General features: G+C 38.5%; 11 protein-coding genes. 4 read left to right on the top strand and 7 right to left on the bottom strand.

Annotated features, from left to right (window positions below):
• Positions 1-50: 50 nt before the first annotated feature.
• Positions 51-278, bottom strand: a complete 228-nt coding sequence (locus tag M3080_RS04475) for a hypothetical protein (protein ID WP_249092076.1) — start codon at positions 276-278, stop codon at positions 51-53.
• Between M3080_RS04475 and M3080_RS04470 the strand changes: the two genes are divergently transcribed.
• Complete coding sequence (locus M3080_RS04470; RefSeq protein WP_346429231.1) at positions 195-1,940, top strand: C69 family dipeptidase; 1,746 nt, start codon at positions 195-197, stop codon at positions 1,938-1,940. The genes M3080_RS04475 and M3080_RS04470 overlap by 84 nt on opposite strands.
• Before the next feature lie 157 nt (positions 1,941-2,097).
• On the opposite strand, the gene M3080_RS04465 is transcribed toward M3080_RS04470, so the two are convergent.
• The 3 genes from M3080_RS04465 to M3080_RS04455 form a co-directional block, all read right to left on the bottom strand.
• Positions 2,098-3,234, bottom strand: coding sequence for a hypothetical protein (locus tag M3080_RS04465; RefSeq protein ID WP_249092075.1), 1,137 nt, complete (start codon positions 3,232-3,234; stop codon positions 2,098-2,100).
• A 267-nt stretch (positions 3,235-3,501) separates the two neighbouring features.
• A complete protein-coding gene (locus M3080_RS04460; protein WP_249092074.1) occupies positions 3,502-4,251 on the bottom strand; it encodes a hypothetical protein in 750 nt (249 codons plus the stop codon).
• Between the two features lies 1 nt (position 4,252).
• Complete coding sequence (locus M3080_RS04455) at positions 4,253-4,981, bottom strand: hypothetical protein (RefSeq protein WP_249092073.1); 729 nt, start codon at positions 4,979-4,981, stop codon at positions 4,253-4,255.
• Positions 4,982-5,607: 626 nt separating this feature from the next.
• Here M3080_RS04455 and M3080_RS04450 point away from each other — a divergent pair.
• Positions 5,608-7,194, top strand: coding sequence for an Eco57I restriction-modification methylase domain-containing protein (locus tag M3080_RS04450; RefSeq protein WP_283162541.1), 1,587 nt, complete (start codon positions 5,608-5,610; stop codon positions 7,192-7,194).
• Positions 7,195-7,621: 427 nt separating this feature from the next.
• On the opposite strand, the gene M3080_RS04445 is transcribed toward M3080_RS04450, so the two are convergent.
• The 3 genes from M3080_RS04445 to M3080_RS04435 form a co-directional block, all read right to left on the bottom strand.
• Positions 7,622-8,518, bottom strand: coding sequence for a hypothetical protein (locus tag M3080_RS04445; RefSeq protein WP_249092071.1), 897 nt, complete (start codon positions 8,516-8,518; stop codon positions 7,622-7,624).
• A gap of 171 nt (positions 8,519-8,689) precedes the next feature.
• Positions 8,690-11,173, bottom strand: coding sequence for a DUF262 domain-containing protein (locus M3080_RS04440; RefSeq protein ID WP_249092070.1), 2,484 nt, complete (start codon positions 11,171-11,173; stop codon positions 8,690-8,692).
• A complete protein-coding gene (locus M3080_RS04435) occupies positions 11,170-13,167 on the bottom strand; it encodes a DUF262 domain-containing protein (protein ID WP_249092069.1) in 1,998 nt (665 codons plus the stop codon). Before M3080_RS04435 ends, M3080_RS04440 begins: the two co-directional genes overlap by 4 nt.
• A 464-nt stretch (positions 13,168-13,631) precedes the next feature.
• Here M3080_RS04435 and M3080_RS04430 point away from each other — a divergent pair, with 464 nt between their 5' ends.
• The gene (locus M3080_RS04430) at positions 13,632-14,453 is read left to right on the top strand and encodes a hypothetical protein (protein ID WP_249092068.1); all 822 of its coding nucleotides are present in this window, start codon (positions 13,632-13,634) and stop codon (positions 14,451-14,453) included.
• 64 nt (positions 14,454-14,517) lie between these two features.
• Positions 14,518-15,498 (top strand): helix-turn-helix transcriptional regulator, encoded by a 981-nt coding sequence (locus M3080_RS04425; RefSeq protein WP_249092067.1) that lies wholly within the window; start codon positions 14,518-14,520, stop codon positions 15,496-15,498.
• The last annotated feature ends 19 nt before the right edge of the window (positions 15,499-15,517 follow it).

Below are 15,517 nucleotides of genomic sequence, written 5' to 3'. Positions count from 1 at the left end.
AGCTCGTTCATCCCGCCTCTGAGATAACGAGTTTTTCAGTTTAATGGGCTTTAAAAAATATTTAATGGTTTCTGTTTTTTATTCCGTTCTGTTTTTAGGAGAAAACACCCAAGCATTGCACGTTCAAACAAGCTGCCGCGGCTGTCGCCGCCTTCATCGCCGTCGGTTCGGCTCAGGCCTGCAGCACGCTCGTCATCGGCAAAAACGTTTCCGCCACGGGCAAAATCATCGTTGCCCATAACGAAGACAACGGCGGCCGTCTTTTCAACATGCACCACTATGTGCCACCTGCCAAGCACAAAAAAGGCGAAATGATTCGCTTTGAAAAGTTTGCTGCTGAAATTCCTCAGGTGGAGGAAACGTTGGGCTTTTACTGGACGCAAACTTTTGTGCCTGATGGCGCCTCTTTTGCCGACGGTTTCTTTAACGACGCGGGCGTCGTTGTAGCCACTAACTGGTGCGGTGAAATCTTTGACGCAGACAGAATGGAAGTCAAAGACGGCGGCATCGGTTACGGTATCCGCCGCTTGGTTGCTGAACGTGCGCACTCCGCTCGTGAAGCTGTTGAAATCGCCACCGCTCTTTTGAAGGAATACGGCTACTTCCATGATGGCCGCACCTACACTTTTGCTGACGCCAACGAAGCATGGCAATTGGCTATCCACCAAGGCAACTCTTGGGCCGCCCGCAAGATCGGCGACGATGAAGTGGTCTACATCCCGAACGTCTTCATGATGGATAAGGTGGACCTCAACGATCACGAAAACTGGAAGATTGAACCGACGCAAGTTGAACGCGCGATCAAAGACGGCCGTCATAAAGCTGACGACAAGATCTTCAATTGGCGCAAGGTTGTCGCCAAGGAAAGCGTGCGTCATGAACGCTGGAACGCCAACCGCAACGTCATCGCTTGGAAGTACCTGACGGGCGTCGAATACAACGACCCGGAAAAATTCCCGTATAGCGCCAAGATTGATCGCAAGTTAAGCGTCAAGGACGCTATGAACTTCCTGCGTCTGCACGAAGACTACATCGGTGAAGATCAAGAGTTCTATCACTCCTTGTCTGAAGGCGTCTGCCGTACGACCTCTCACGATTCGATCGTCTACAACTTAAACGCAGATCCGACGTTAACGGAAGCCTGGCGCACCTATGGCCGCCCCTGCCAGTCTGTCTTTGTGCCGCTCTACCCGCTCGCCGCTCCTGCCAAGGGCACGGCTTTCTTGAGTCCTGAAGAAGCTACGGCTGAACACTTCAAGGGTACGCCCGCCATGTTTGACTACCGCTCTGAATTTACGCCGCACAGCGTCTTTAGCGCCGGCACGAACGCGGTTGACTACCTGCGCGGAGATGAAATCGCAAAGCGCACGTCTTTAATCAATAAGATCGAAGACAAGTACTTGGCTGAACGCGCCGCAATCACGAAGAAGGCTGCTGGGCTCAAGGGTGAGGCTCGCACGAAGTTCCTCCATGACTACAACGAATCGACCTATCAGGCCGTGCTTGAATCGATGCGCGCTGAAAACGCTCGCTTGATGCCCTACAAGGTGCAAATCCTTTCACCTGTGGTTAAGGCCGACAGTGACGACGTTGTTGCCTTCGCGCTTTTGGGCAACAAAGATCACTCTGTCCTTTCTGCCAACATCGAAGCCACTCGCGCCGGTATGAGCGGCAACCAATTGAACTCCACCCGTCAATTCAAGAACTTCGCCCCGGCTAAGAGCATTGAATACAAGGATGTCAACAAAGACGGTATCCAAGACGTGGTCTTCACCTTCTCGATGAAGGATGTCGCCAAGGGTGCTGTTCCCGGCGCCAAGATGGATCTCTGGCTCTACACGCAGGTCAATGGTCACCGTGTGGTGGGCTTTGATGTGGTGCCCGTGGAAACTAAGGAAGTGAAAGCTGCTGTTTCTCGTGACGGCAAGCATTTGCTTTAATGCGTTACGCTTCGGTCATCTTCCAAATGATCGAGGCGACAACTGCTAATAAAGAGGAAAGCGCTCCAAGCAAAAAATTTGCTAGGGGCGCTTTTTATATCGGCCTCTTCTTTTGTCAGACAAGGGCAGTTTTATTCAAAAACTAAGGGGCTCATCATTATTGGAGTTTTTTCAAGATACGTCTACACATCGCGGAACTTCTGTTATGTTTCCCATTCCGGCCATCCAAAGGATAGGCTTGGTTAGTGTGCTTGTAAAATCGTCCACTCATTAAAAGCCAAATAATCTTATCAATCTGATTAGCGGTTACTCCGTTTCTAATTTGTGAAGCAAAATGATTCAGAAACTCATTTACCTTTTCCTCGGGCTTATCCCCAAGCGGAATATTTAATCCTTCCAATACCCTTATGACGTGACGATCGGGTTTGCCGAAATAGTCAAAACCCATATCTTTAAAAAAGTCTTCAGCCAATGCCCGACCATAACCAGGCCATTGGTCAATTTGTTTACATAACACCTCCGCGTTATCTTTAATATTGGAATTGTTAATATCAAGTTCTTTGTCTAATGTTTTCAACCAATTAGCACTTCCGCCTACTCCAATTACATATTTGCATGATTCAACTAAGCATCGAGACAAAATCGGGAACAATCCGATGCCACTTTGGAAGCTATTGCAATTATATTTTTTAGGTTCAAACGGTATTTCATCTGCTTTTTCCCAAAGGGCCTCATTGTAGGATTGGACGTTATTTTTAGCTTGTTTACGGAATTTTTCTAACAGTTCTGTTCCGTCTGTAAGTTGAGCTATTTTTTTGACATTGAATTGATAGAGAATTTGGCCTAAGCCGCTTCTATCTTTACCTAACTCATTCGTTTGCAATAGCTTAAACATGTAGTCCCAATAACCGTATTCATTGGGAACAAGAGGTCGATTTGTTATCCAAGGCAATCGGTCCAGTAACTTTATATCATCGGCAGATAAGAAATCTGTGAAATATGATTTAAACGTATTCCGTTTTTCTCTAGCGTTTGTGCAAGAACCAATAACTCGACTTATAAAGTAGAAATCTGCCCATTGAGAATCTTGCGAGCAAATCCTCCGCATCTGCTTTCTTTCTTCTAAAAAAACTGTTGTGTACAGTTCAATGAGCTCTTTTGGCTCCAATTTCAATTCATTGAGGATTTTGTCCTGTTTCTTAATTTCCTTTATTCTGTTGACCAACTCGTCATTCAATAGTTCGTACAGTCTCTCGGCCTTTTCTTTTGTTAAACCGAATAAAGTAGATGACATCACTACCTCCCAAATTCCAAGACTTTCTCTAAAGAATACAAACGTTTAACCCTCAGGGTTATACCACAAAATTCTCTTTGCCTTTGCTGATTTAAATCACTTGTTCATTGCATCAAGGACATACACTTTAACTGTCTAGGCTCCTATTATGGCAGTCTTTCATATACGGCCACGCTTCGGCACCACTATCACTTTTAAATTTATCTTTAACAACAAAATTCGGATTAAGTTTCTTCTTGAGATGGGAAAACAATTTCCCGGACACCGTTATATCTCAACGATCTTATTACCATACCCATCAACATAATGCTGAACCAATAGCTTCACAGTCCCCTTCAGACTATTTGACAAGCGCAGATAGTCCGGAACAGACCAATACCTCAAATCCAACGCTTCATGAGCGATCCAAGGAATAGACAAATTTTGATCACTTAACCAATGGCAAAAGTGAGCTGTGTCCGTGAGCCAATTTCTAATATGAGTACTTGAGTCAAAATGATTCCAATCGCTGAGCTTTGGATCTTTTAAACAAAAATATCGCCAGTATTCCCTCGCTCCAACAACAAAATCTTCTGAACTGAAACATTGATTCAGATATCGTTGAGGCTGAGACAAAAAAGTGTGCGTCCTATAAAAGAGACTTCCGTAATAAGTTTCGTCCTTCAAAATCGCCCCCATTCCGTTTCTTCCTAGCTCAATACCCGCCTGAATACACCAATCGGTTTCGCTTGTATAAATCGGCGATTGAAGTAATTTTTCAACGATTCTTTTTGCCTTAATGTGATTTTGCTCATTCAATAACACGAGTTTTTGAGTGACTTCCCAAAAGCGTTTTTGATTTTCTGCCGTATCGGGACACGAGGCATTCAAAAGATCTTTTCGCTCTTTTAGTAACTCTTTGATGTGCTCTCGTTCCCCTTCATCTATATCCCTCTTAACAAAAGAACTCGTACCAAAGATTTGCTTTTCAATTTGGCAGACTCTGTCATAACAAGAGTATCTTCTCACTTCAATCATCTTACGATCCCCTTTTCAAGTTCTGGTTAACTATCAACTCAACGTCGGCCTCGGTGCTAAAACGCAAACGTAAGAGATCCGGCACAGACCAAAAGCGATAACGAAGCAACTGATGTAGAGCTGGAGAAAGAGACTTTTGATAGTGGCAAATCCAATCACAGCCACGCACAGTTTCTACAAACCACTTATGAAAAATGTCAGGGTCATAATCCGGCTCATTCCAATGCGCTAGTTGCGGATCTTCAGATAACTTTTCTTCCTCAATCTCTTCTTTAGCAAAGCGCTCATTTTCTGTGTTAAAGGGCTTAAGCGCGATATATTTTTGAGCGGAGGCTAGAATTGGGCGCATCTCATTAAAGTTTGATCCATAGGCCTTTTCATCTGAAAGTTCGATGCCGCCCATATCGCCATCAACGATTAGATAAGCCTTAATCTTCCAACCGCCACATTTGCTACAAATACCGGTATCCGATATAAAACGCACCAAGTCAAGTGCTCTCTTACGATTTAACAACGTCAGGTTCTCAAGCTCTCGATTGATTTCTTTTAAAGCTGACAAGTTTTCTTCTGTATATGGGCAAGATTTATTGAGCAGGCGTTTACGATCAGCAAATAACTCATGCAGTTCAATTGTTTCATTTCGGGTTAATCCCTTCTTAAATTTTCTGACTAAGGCGAAAATTTTTTGCTCAATTTTTTGGACATCTTCGAAGCAATCGTACTTTCGCATGCCTTGGACTCCATGTTTACAATGGGTATTTCAACATAGACTGTTTCAATTTATGAAAGATCTACCAAAGCAATTAAAACATAGACACACGAATTTTTGACCTTTCTGAACCAGTTTGCCAACTGAGATTGCTGGGATCTATTAAATTAAGGGATAGGTGTTCTTAAACGCTGGGACCTGTCCCAATCGCCGATAGATTCCTGATTGAAAAGCATTTATAGCACCAAGAATACAAGCCGCTTGAGCACAGATTTTCAGACGTTTTCATTCCATCGCTTGATCTAAAGAAAGGAAAAAGATTTTTGATAGATAGCGAAGAGACTCTCTATTTGTAAAGCCTGTTGAGACTTTTAAGTGAATTTTTTACAGGACCTTCAGTATGCAATTATTCCCTTTCGGGAGGGGGTAATTCATCCAGAGGATTAACTCGTTTGTTGTTTGACATTTGTAAAAATCGTTGATTGAGAGGAAAAAGTTATAAGAGCGTTGAAAAATCATCTTTATTGATAAAAGATTTCAACGGTGACATTTGGAAGCAAGCTTTTTGACTATGGCTATTTATTTTTAAGTTAGAAGAAAGTATACTTTATCTTAAGCGCAAACTTAAGCTATTTCAAGGTTCAAAAATGCAAGACTCTTTCTGCTCGTATTATACAAACTCCTATGAGATAACATCTTATATGGTAGAAATGCTTGACCTTCATGATAACGATATCATTTTAGAACCCGCAGCTGGAGAGGGTGCCTTCATAGACAGAATATTGACTAAAGACGTAAAAGTACAAATTGACGCCCTTGATATTGATAAGAATGCCATCAATATACTAGAAAAGAAATATAAACATCATAACTCGGTTTGCGTTAGAAATACTGATACTTTATTGGATGAGAAACTCGATTCTTACAGCGTGCCAGAATTATGGTTAAAACAAACGGATACTTTACTAGATAACCAACTTGATTTGTTCGCTCTATCTGGAGGGCATTACTCTAAAATTATCGGTAATCCCCCATACGGTGCATGGCAAGATCATGAGAAAAGAGCGTTACTGAAAAAAAAATATAGAGGTCACTATGTTAAAGAAACATATTCTTTGTTTTTATTAAGATGTGTGTCTCTATTAAGAATGCACGGGAAATTATCATTTATTATCCCTGACACGTTCCTTTTCCTGAATTTACACGCCCGTTTAAGATCTTTCCTGTTAAAATCTACCAAACTTAGTGAAATTCTAATTTTTCCTTCCAAGTTTTTCCCTGGCGTTAACTTTGGATATTCGAATCTCTCGATTATCACTTTAGAAAGGGCTACACAAGACGAAGCTTTGAATAATACTGTAAAAGTTATTAGAGGCTTCAAGTCTCCAAAGGAATTCGAATCATTATTAGAAGACAACAAGAAAAAAAGCAATCATTTAGAGTACTTTTACTTGACTCAGAAAGAAATACTTGAAAACGAACAACAAAAAGTAATATTAGCCAACACTAAAATTCAATCTTTGTTATCTAATGTGCCTCTTAGGCTAGGTGACGTTTCTGATGTTGTGACTGGCTTTTATAGTGGAGACAATAAACGTTTTGTAAAAGTTGCCAATGAAAATATTAAAGGCTCAAAGAATTACATTTTGGTAGATCCAGATAAAGTATCCGATTGTAGATCTATCGAGGGGATTAAGAATGTATCAGAAAGTTACATCCCTTACATTAAGGGTGCCTCTGAGAGACGGTATTACAAAGACCCCTTTGAGTGGTATATAAGATGGGATAAAGGTACGGTTGATTTTTATGCCAAAAATAAAACTACTCGTTTTCAAAATCCTAGCTTTTACTTTAAAACTGGTATTGGTATACCAATGGTTAAGTCGTCAACAATTAAAGCTTTTTTGATGGATGGACATGTTTTTGATCAATCAATTGTCGGTATTTTTCCTAAGAATGAACAGAAGTTATTCTATTTTTTGGCATTAATGAACTCAAGTATTATCAATGAACTAATTCACATTTTAAATCCCACTGCAAATAATTCAGCTAATTATATTAAGTTACTACCTTACATAGAGCCTAACAAGGATCAATTGGAAAAAATTAATGAAAAAGTTATACAACTGCTTGACTATGAGAATACTAATTCTTTTGAGCTTGCAGATGCCAAGCATGAGGAAATTGATGCGATGATAGGTCAAATATACTCAAACAGACTTGGAAATTCATAAGCGGTCAGAGAAATTAAACCAAATTAGCGGACAGCGGCCATTTGAGTTTAAACCACACTTTTTTCTAGATGGCTTGATTAAAAGTCCATAAAAGGCTCAATTTTAGCCAACTAGTGCCAAAGAGTTGGACGGGTCAAGCCCTTGCGACATGACGCGCTACTGATCGTACAATCCGCAGCGCAGAAACTCTAACAAGGCCAGCCTAGGGTCGAGCGATCATTTCCAGAGTAACTTACTTTAGGTTGTTTTTTGATTCTTGAATGTGGCTCAATTTTTGGTTGATTTTTTGGCGCCAAGAGGCATTGTTTAAATCGTCAGAATCTGGCTCACTTTAATGTGGTCGCTAACACACACTTGGACTCTATCCCGTAACCTAATAAACCAATCACGTTTCGCCTCATTTCATCCTTCCATTTGATTTAGTTAACTACCATGTTAAGTACTGTATCAAACTTTCCTTGTTTAGGTAACATCTGAACTCTTCCGAAATATCATCGGACCAATTTACATTATTATCGAGCCAACCTCTAAGATCAAAGCCTGTAAAGTTCTTAATTGCTTCGTAACAATCATTAGCACAATAGACGTCCCAATATGGTGATCTTTTTAACGTTTTTAGATAATTGTTGTTTTTATCTTCAGGTTGTCTCACAAATAAAATCGTTTTTTCATTTTCGCTTAAAGAATTGTAGATACTTGCAACCAACAGCAATCGATTTGTGTTCCCTTTTTCATTCGAGTTAAAGCCACTTTTAAAATCACAGTTATAGTGTATTTTATTTTGTTCAAAGTGCAGATCTAAAGCCAATTTAATACCTCCACTATCCACCATCTTCCATGGAATAGCAAAATATCGCTTCAATTCAACCTTGGTTGCATCATCTAACTTCAAACCATCAATATATTGAGAGGCATTAAGCTTAATTTGCTTTTGTACACTATCAAAATTAGGGGGATTAATTAACTTCAAATCTTTAATAGGAAATTGAAAAGCAAGTTTACAAAACGGTTCCCACAATTCACCTACTCTTCGAGAAAATGCCATGTAGTCATAAGGCCATACTTTATTTCTGTATTCAAGCATCACAACATAGGAAACGTACGTAATCATCAAAATTTCATTAAGTAAACCCAAATTACCCAAAGACTTTACACAGACATCTTGCTTTACTTGCTCTATCCTCTGACTCCTGAAATTTACAAGACACCTGTTAACAATAGCCGCTTTCTGACTTTTATCTTCCGATCTTTTTATAACATTTATTAAATGATCTTGAGCAAAATTTCTAAAAATGCCTAAATATTCTTGTTTACTTTTTGCCATTTATTTTTCCCCTCAAAAAATTTTAATAGTTTAGATTGAACTCTACACTGTACAATGGATTGGTAAAAATCAACAGCTAATAAAAATTCTGCAGTGTAAAAGTCACTTGGTCTACCCATTAAAAAACAAAAAATCGCTTCTCACCTCCTTCGTCAAATTAATATAAATCACTTACGATTTGGCAAAAGTTAATTTATCGAGTTTTTTAAGAATTTCTTCATTTCCCTTATCCAGCTCCTCCGATTCGCCCTGAAGTTTTATACAATAAAACCGTTCTTCATCAGTTGCTTCATCCAGATTCTTCATCTTTCTCTCATAGCTATTGTCATCTTTTTTTCCCATTAGATAAATGGAATTGTTCTCATCCCAATCGAACACTTGCCCTTTATATACGAATAAAACGTGAGCCCCCCACAGATATTTGGTATTGGGAACAATATTGTTACTATCAATTAAAGAAATTTTTTTCTCTTGAATGTTTTCATAGATAAAATGATCACGCTTTGTTGCATCTAAGAATACTCCCCGACTACTTGGGAATATTGACAAATGTCCTCGCCAGTACCTAATCCAAGAATCCGGAATCTTGTCAACAACAAAATCCAACAAAGCCGTTTCCTCAGACAAATCTATCTTATTAAATAAGAGCTTATATACGTACGAGTCTTTACCAATTACTTCTTTTTTCTTGTTTATTTCCTCTTGGTTCTTTTTATCATTAGAAGTCAGTAATTGATGTACTGGACGTGCAATTTTTTTATTTAGTAAGAAATAGCGCCAAGTATTAGCGTAATTATTGAAAACACGATATTTCAAATACGCAACATCCTCAAATTCTTGTTCGCTGAATCGGACAAATAATGCTTTTAGTAGTTGAACAGTTTTTATGTCATTTATGTCATCTCTAAAGGCCCGTTCTTTTATTTTTGTGGGCTTCCCTGAAGCAAAATGATCTTTAACCCATTCGTATTTTTTATCAAAGTCACTCCAATTAACATTATTTTCTTCATCATGAAACAAGAATCGTATTGCTCCATCAAAGAAACCGTATTTTTCTGCTTCTTTAATCTTTACTTCCCAAGTCGCATCCTCCCGAATTTTTCTAGCTTTCTCAATTTCCTCGTTCCAGCGAGCTGTCAAGCGAGCATCCGAATCTGTGTCTGAATTTTTAATAGGCTGTGTCTCCAAACTATAGTAAACATCATGACTCTTTAACTGCTCAAGTAGGTCAATTGTTTTTTTGACCTCCGAAGTACTTCTAATAACTAGATCTCCAGACAAATCTTTTCCAGAAATTAAATTCTTAACAACTCGAATCCAACGTTGGAATGAGACTTCATCCCATTTACCTTCATCAAAATATTTGCATATTGAGAAAAACCAAATTTGTTCAATTAAAGTGATCGTCTTTACTGGTTGAATTAATCCGCTCCCTGATTGCTTACTTGATTTTTGAGAAGAATCTTCAACAGGAGCGTACTCAGGGATAAAATTAGACAACTCTTCGGAATCTAAAAAGCCGTTATATTTAATCCATTTTTCGCAATTTATGACTACATCGTAGTAGTTGTCCATAATTCGCATTAATTTATCAAAAGTCTCTCTCTTAAAAGTCTCGCTACCAAGTAAATATGGCTTCAAACCGGCATAAACAGACGGGAAATAACTACTCAACTGGCCCCCATCTTTAAGTATCGCCTTGAGTTTCAACTCTGCGTTTTCGTCTCTCGGTAACAAAAGTTCATTAGTAAAAAAACGATTCAGGAAAGCAAAATAAATTCCATCAATGTTATAGTTCATGCCTCTTTCTTTTGTATGTTTCCAAAATATATCCGTCCATTCGGTATCCATTTTGATGGCAATACCCTTTTTTGAATCTAGTAAGTCTTCCCATCCCTCTTTTCTTATGGAATTTATTAAATCAGCTTTAAAATTTTCATAACTAGTTAGTTGTTTACCTCGAGCGTTGATTTTTATATATAAATCATCATGCAGCCCATAATCCCCTACTGGGACATAATAAAATTTGATAAGTTTCTCTTCAGTTAGTCTGCGCCAATAATCTTCGAATTTAACACTACTTTCCTTAAATAGCTTTTCGATATTGTCGATCTTTCTCTCTTCACTCTTAACCTTAATTGAATCTCCTCCCGGCAAGGATCCCAACATCCTTAACATACCACTTATCGTTGGATCTTGTAGCCACTTCTTATAGAACCATGTTTGAGTAACAATATATTCAACTATGCTTGAATCATTTCTTTCAGCTAGGAAACCTTTAAAACGGTTTGGGTCACATAATTTTTCACAAAATTCCCTAGAGGAAATACGGGTCTCATAAGAGAAATTTTTTAACGTTTCTCCAACTTCTTTTAGCTTCCCTGCCTTTAAAGCAACATACCAATGTAAAAGCCATAACGTTGTCAACCGCTGTTGTCCATCAATAGGCTTAAATTCACCGTTTTCTACAGAACCAAAAACAAAATCCAACGTCAATTCTTGAGGAGTGTCGAGAGCTGTTTTTAATGAAGCTAAAAAGCGTACTCTCAACGGACTCTGCTCTGGACGGCCTTGCGCGTAATCGCGTTGGATGATCGGCACTTTTATAGAATTTTCATTTAACAATTCCCAAAATGATATTGATTTTGCTGTCATAACAAAAATTCCTTAATTTCTTTAATATCATCACCGATTTCTTCCAAACATTTATTAATATCTTTTAAATAATATTTGGCATCCTCTTTTGTCCAATAATTAATATCTTCCAAAGTATCCGGCTTATCGGAGAAGTATTTCAAGAAGGCTAATTTAGTGCACGGTGGCACAAATTTACGGTCTTGTTTAATAATTTTTACACCACCATCTGACTTAATTTCTTTTTTCCTACCCGTATCATTTTCTAAAATAATCTGACGCTTTATTGGGAAAATGTCGTTTTTGTAACTCTTATTAATAGCAGAGTTTAACAAAGCATAATTCCATAAACGATTCTTATCATCTTCACTCCAATCATCGTTACTTTTTACACTACAAGCTTCCTTTAGTTTTTCAAATTCCGCTGTCGAATCAGATTTTTTCTCATCCTTTTTTAATTCATACTTATCTATAAATTCACGAATTCTTTTCTTGAGGTCTTGTCCTACGTACCATTGGGCGTTCTTCAGCCATGAAATCTGATCTTTCAGTTTTTCTTCTTTATTTTCAGTTAAAGAATTAATATGTTCGACATCCCATTTTTCATGTTTAAACAAATAGAAAGAGAATCTATTCATGGAGCCAAAAAAATTATCGGATGTTGCATTTTGATCAACAATTGTTTGAATATTATGAAAAAGAAGAAGGGGCTTCAGTTCTATTTTATTTTGTGTTGGAGAGTCCTTATCTCTAATTGCAATTAGTTTATCGTGCAGCCTTTTTTTTATTTCTTTTTTAAATAATTCCTTATTCCTTTTAATATCCACAGAACGATCGTTTCCTTCCCAGATTTTTTTTAGAGCACTCAATTGATTTCCTTTTATAGTTAGCCATAAACCAATATAGTGATACAACTCAACATCGTTATACCAATCGCAAAGCATTAAATAGCAAGGTTTAACTTTATTTTCCCAATAACATAGCGGTTTCATGTTTCCCTTTTTATTGGTTCTGTCTTCTTTATTACCTGGTTCGTTTTCTTTATTATCTATTCCGTTTTCTTTATTATTTATTGATTTCTGACTAAATTGATTGTAAAAAAAACGAAATGTCTGGTACTGATCTCCAGGTAAGCGATCACCTTCCCCGTCCTCTTTCTCTGTTTGGTAAATTAAATCAAACAAAAAATCAATACGAGTATCGTTTCTTAAAGGCTCTTTGTCATTAAGAAAATACCAAAATTCCTCGTTGTGCAATGCCAGCTCGATTTCATCCCATTCATTGGCAATTTCGCGACGTTTAACATCAAGATCAGGATAACTGCCATAATTGGCACGATTCAGAAAAAGAGCTTTGATTAGTTCAGAATTGGTTAGTGATATCTTTCCTAAATTCAATCTTGTAAAGACCTCGATAGGATTTTTATCAGCCGTTTCATACCATATGAATTGAACTCGTTTAAGAATGTAGGTTAGAAATAATTCCTTTTGGTTGATGGTTATATGTCTTCCTCGAAACCATCCTTCAACAGCTTTATAAGCTTCGCAAATAAAATGAATATCAATATTGCAGTTGTCCGGTTCCTGATCTAATTTATTTGTTTCAAAAAATTTGTTAGTTTCTTCACGAGTTTCATACTTAATAGAAAACGTCTCTTTCTCCGGTTTAAGAAACTTCAGAATAATGAGTATTGTTGTCAAACGTTGTTGTCCATCAATAACTTCGTAACACACATTATTGTCAATCAAATTCTTTATTTTTTCGAGTGATTGTTCCTTGTGAATTTTTTTTACAAGCTCACTCTCAGCAGATTCATTATGTTTAACTACTAAAGGTTGTAAACAGTAGCAACTATTGTCCTTCCTTGAATCAAAAAACTCTTGTAAGTCAGAAAGTAAATCTTCAACAAGCTGAGCTGACCAACGATATCCCCTTTGGTAGGCAGGAATTAAAAAATTTAGTCCTAATATATCTTCTATGGTTTTTAGTCCAATGGGATTGTTATTAGTATGCATAAACCGCCTCGTTTACAAATTCTGCAATGGCATCCAAATGCTTTTCAGGAATTTTATCAATTAGTACTATGTTATCGTGATTTACCTTGACTCTTCAGTAAAGAGAAAATAATTCAGTAAATGTTTGCCATCTATCAAAAATCTATTCCCTTTCTTTGAATCAAGTGCTGGAATGGATGCATTAGAAGCCCCTGTAGATCAGTCATGAAAAAAGATCATCGGTCAGACGGAATCACTGTTATCACAGAGCCCCTTCAACAGATTCCTCCTCATATATTGCCTCACATCTTTGTCATCTCACCCAAACTAATCTTCCATCCATAATCTCCCATCTACATATGCGCAATCTTGCTAATTGTTATTCCTTACTTTTGGCTTATTTTCAATCTTATTGAAATGAATCTTTCATAAAATGAGGGACTGTTTTTTATCTTAATACCGAAAAAACAATGCAGTAAAAAAAGATGAAAAAATACCCATATTCTCTGATTATCTCCCAAGCGGTTTTTAATATCGGCTCAGATATTCTGAGAACCATTCGCCGCGCGGCTCCCGGCGAATGCTCCTGCCATGAAAAAAGTTTTTTCGCTGACGCGACAAAATACGGCCCCAAACTGACGACCTACACCTTGAAAAAACGCTGGCCGGAAACACCTAAAGACTACAAAAAAATCCGTCTTGGGCGCATTCTTGAATTGAAAAATCACACGACCATCGTTTTTCATAAAGAAAGTACTTGGAAGATCGAGTTTTTGGATTCAAGAGGCAATGTGATTGATCGCTGCAAGCGAAACGATAAGCGAGATGCGATTATTCTAAAAATCAAAACTGTTATTGAAAAAGCCTACCCTCACTATGCGAAAAGCAATTTCGCCGACCGTATTGCCGCTACGCTTATGAGTGGCTTTTCAAATGTTTGGTTGGGATTTGTGGAGATCAGCAAAGAGTATTTAAAACCTTTGTGCTCAAAAAATGAAACGCCAAAGTTTTATTGGGACGGCGGCAGAGAACTCTTTTTCTATGACGATGATCTGCCCTACTACACGCAACAAGACAGCGGACTTTGCTTTATCCGCTCTCGGGCTTATTCCGTCGATATTGAACCCTATTTAAATGAAAGCGAAGGAAATTGGCTTTGGCTGCATCGCCACATTCATGACAAACGTCTGTGCCTTAAGCTTCTGCCTGAATGCAAGTCAGAAATACTTTCTGAATTCGGTGCCTTAGAAATTGTTTTCAAAGCGCCACAAGATGAGTCCGATATTGATCACTGTTGGGTCGGTTAATTTTGAGAAAAAAGAAACCTTCGCGCCCAATTTCAGCTAGCATATTGTCAAAGGAGAAAAAATCATGGCGCGAACAACATCCGGCTTTTCCCAAGCTTTGGTTTACCTTGAAATCATCAAGCGCTTACCGCGACACTGGGTAACTTCAACAGAAATCATGCAAAGCTTGAAATCTGCTGGCATTGAAATTGAAACACTTACTTTGCAGCGCTACCTCAAAGAGCTTGCAGAATCAGACGAAATCCCAGTTGAACGCGACACTCGTTCCCGTCCTTATGGTTATCGATTAGCCTCTTTCAGCAACACCTTTTCTTTCTTGTCTCCATCACCCCAAGAATCTTTGCTGCTGAAATTGATTCAGGAATATTTGAAATATCAATTACCCGGGAAGCTTGCCAAAACTCTGGATCCGTTCTTTAACGCTGCGATGGATAAACTCGACACCCCACTTGGCCACGTCACAAAAGAGCGTCATTGGTTGGATAAGATCGCGGTTGTATCGGACACACTTCCCCGCATTCCGCCTCAGGTGCTACCCAGAATTTTCGATGATGTCACCAATGCTCTTTACGAAGAAAAGAAAATTCAGGTGAAATATCGCAACGCAGAAGGCGAAAAGAAAGAAGCTATTTTGAGTCCCTTGGGCTTAGTACAGCAGGACGGCCGTTTGTATTTGGTTTGTCAATTTGACGGCTACGATAACTATCGTCATCTAGCCCTTCACCGCATTGACTCTGTCAAGCAACTAAAAGACAACGCTCAGGGCGTCTCTGGCTTTAAAGTCAAGGATTACATTAAGAGTCGTCACTTTAATTACACAGGTGATAAGACCAGACTAATCCATCTGATTCTGGACTTTAAAAATCCTCAAACGAAAACCTACTTGGAAGAGTCTCCTTTTAACCGCTCTCAAAAGATCACAGAACCGGAGAAGGGTTTATACCGCTTGGAAGCCGATCTGGTTGACAGCATTTTGCTTGACGGTTGGATCAAGATGTGGGAACAAGAAGCCCAAATCGTTCGAGTGGAAAAACTCAAACTCTAGGAGTTCTCAACATTATGAA

The sequence above is a fragment of the Parasutterella secunda genome (genome assembly GCF_023336895.1).
Taxonomy (GTDB): Bacteria; Pseudomonadota; Gammaproteobacteria; order Burkholderiales; family Burkholderiaceae_F; genus Aphodousia; species Aphodousia faecalis.
This window is presented reverse-complemented; position numbering and strand designations above follow the sequence as displayed.

Coding starts and splice junctions, on each gene's coding strand:
- M3080_RS04465 (WP_249092075.1), bottom strand. CDS start 3,234: ATGTCATCTACTTTATTCGGTTTAACAAAAGAAAAGGCCGAGAGACTG.
- M3080_RS04460 (WP_249092074.1), bottom strand. CDS start 4,251: ATGATTGAAGTGAGAAGATACTCTTGTTATGACAGAGTCTGCCAAATT.
- M3080_RS04455 (WP_249092073.1), bottom strand. CDS start 4,981: ATGCGAAAGTACGATTGCTTCGAAGATGTCCAAAAAATTGAGCAAAAA.
- M3080_RS04450 (WP_283162541.1), top strand. CDS start 5,608: ATGCAAGACTCTTTCTGCTCGTATTATACAAACTCCTATGAGATAACA.
- M3080_RS04445 (WP_249092071.1), bottom strand. CDS start 8,518: ATGGCAAAAAGTAAACAAGAATATTTAGGCATTTTTAGAAATTTTGCT.
- M3080_RS04440 (WP_249092070.1), bottom strand. CDS start 11,173: ATGACAGCAAAATCAATATCATTTTGGGAATTGTTAAATGAAAATTCT.
- M3080_RS04435 (WP_249092069.1), bottom strand. CDS start 13,167: ATGCATACTAATAACAATCCCATTGGACTAAAAACCATAGAAGATATA.
- M3080_RS04430 (WP_249092068.1), top strand. CDS start 13,632: ATGAAAAAATACCCATATTCTCTGATTATCTCCCAAGCGGTTTTTAAT.
- M3080_RS04425 (WP_249092067.1), top strand. CDS start 14,518: ATGGCGCGAACAACATCCGGCTTTTCCCAAGCTTTGGTTTACCTTGAA.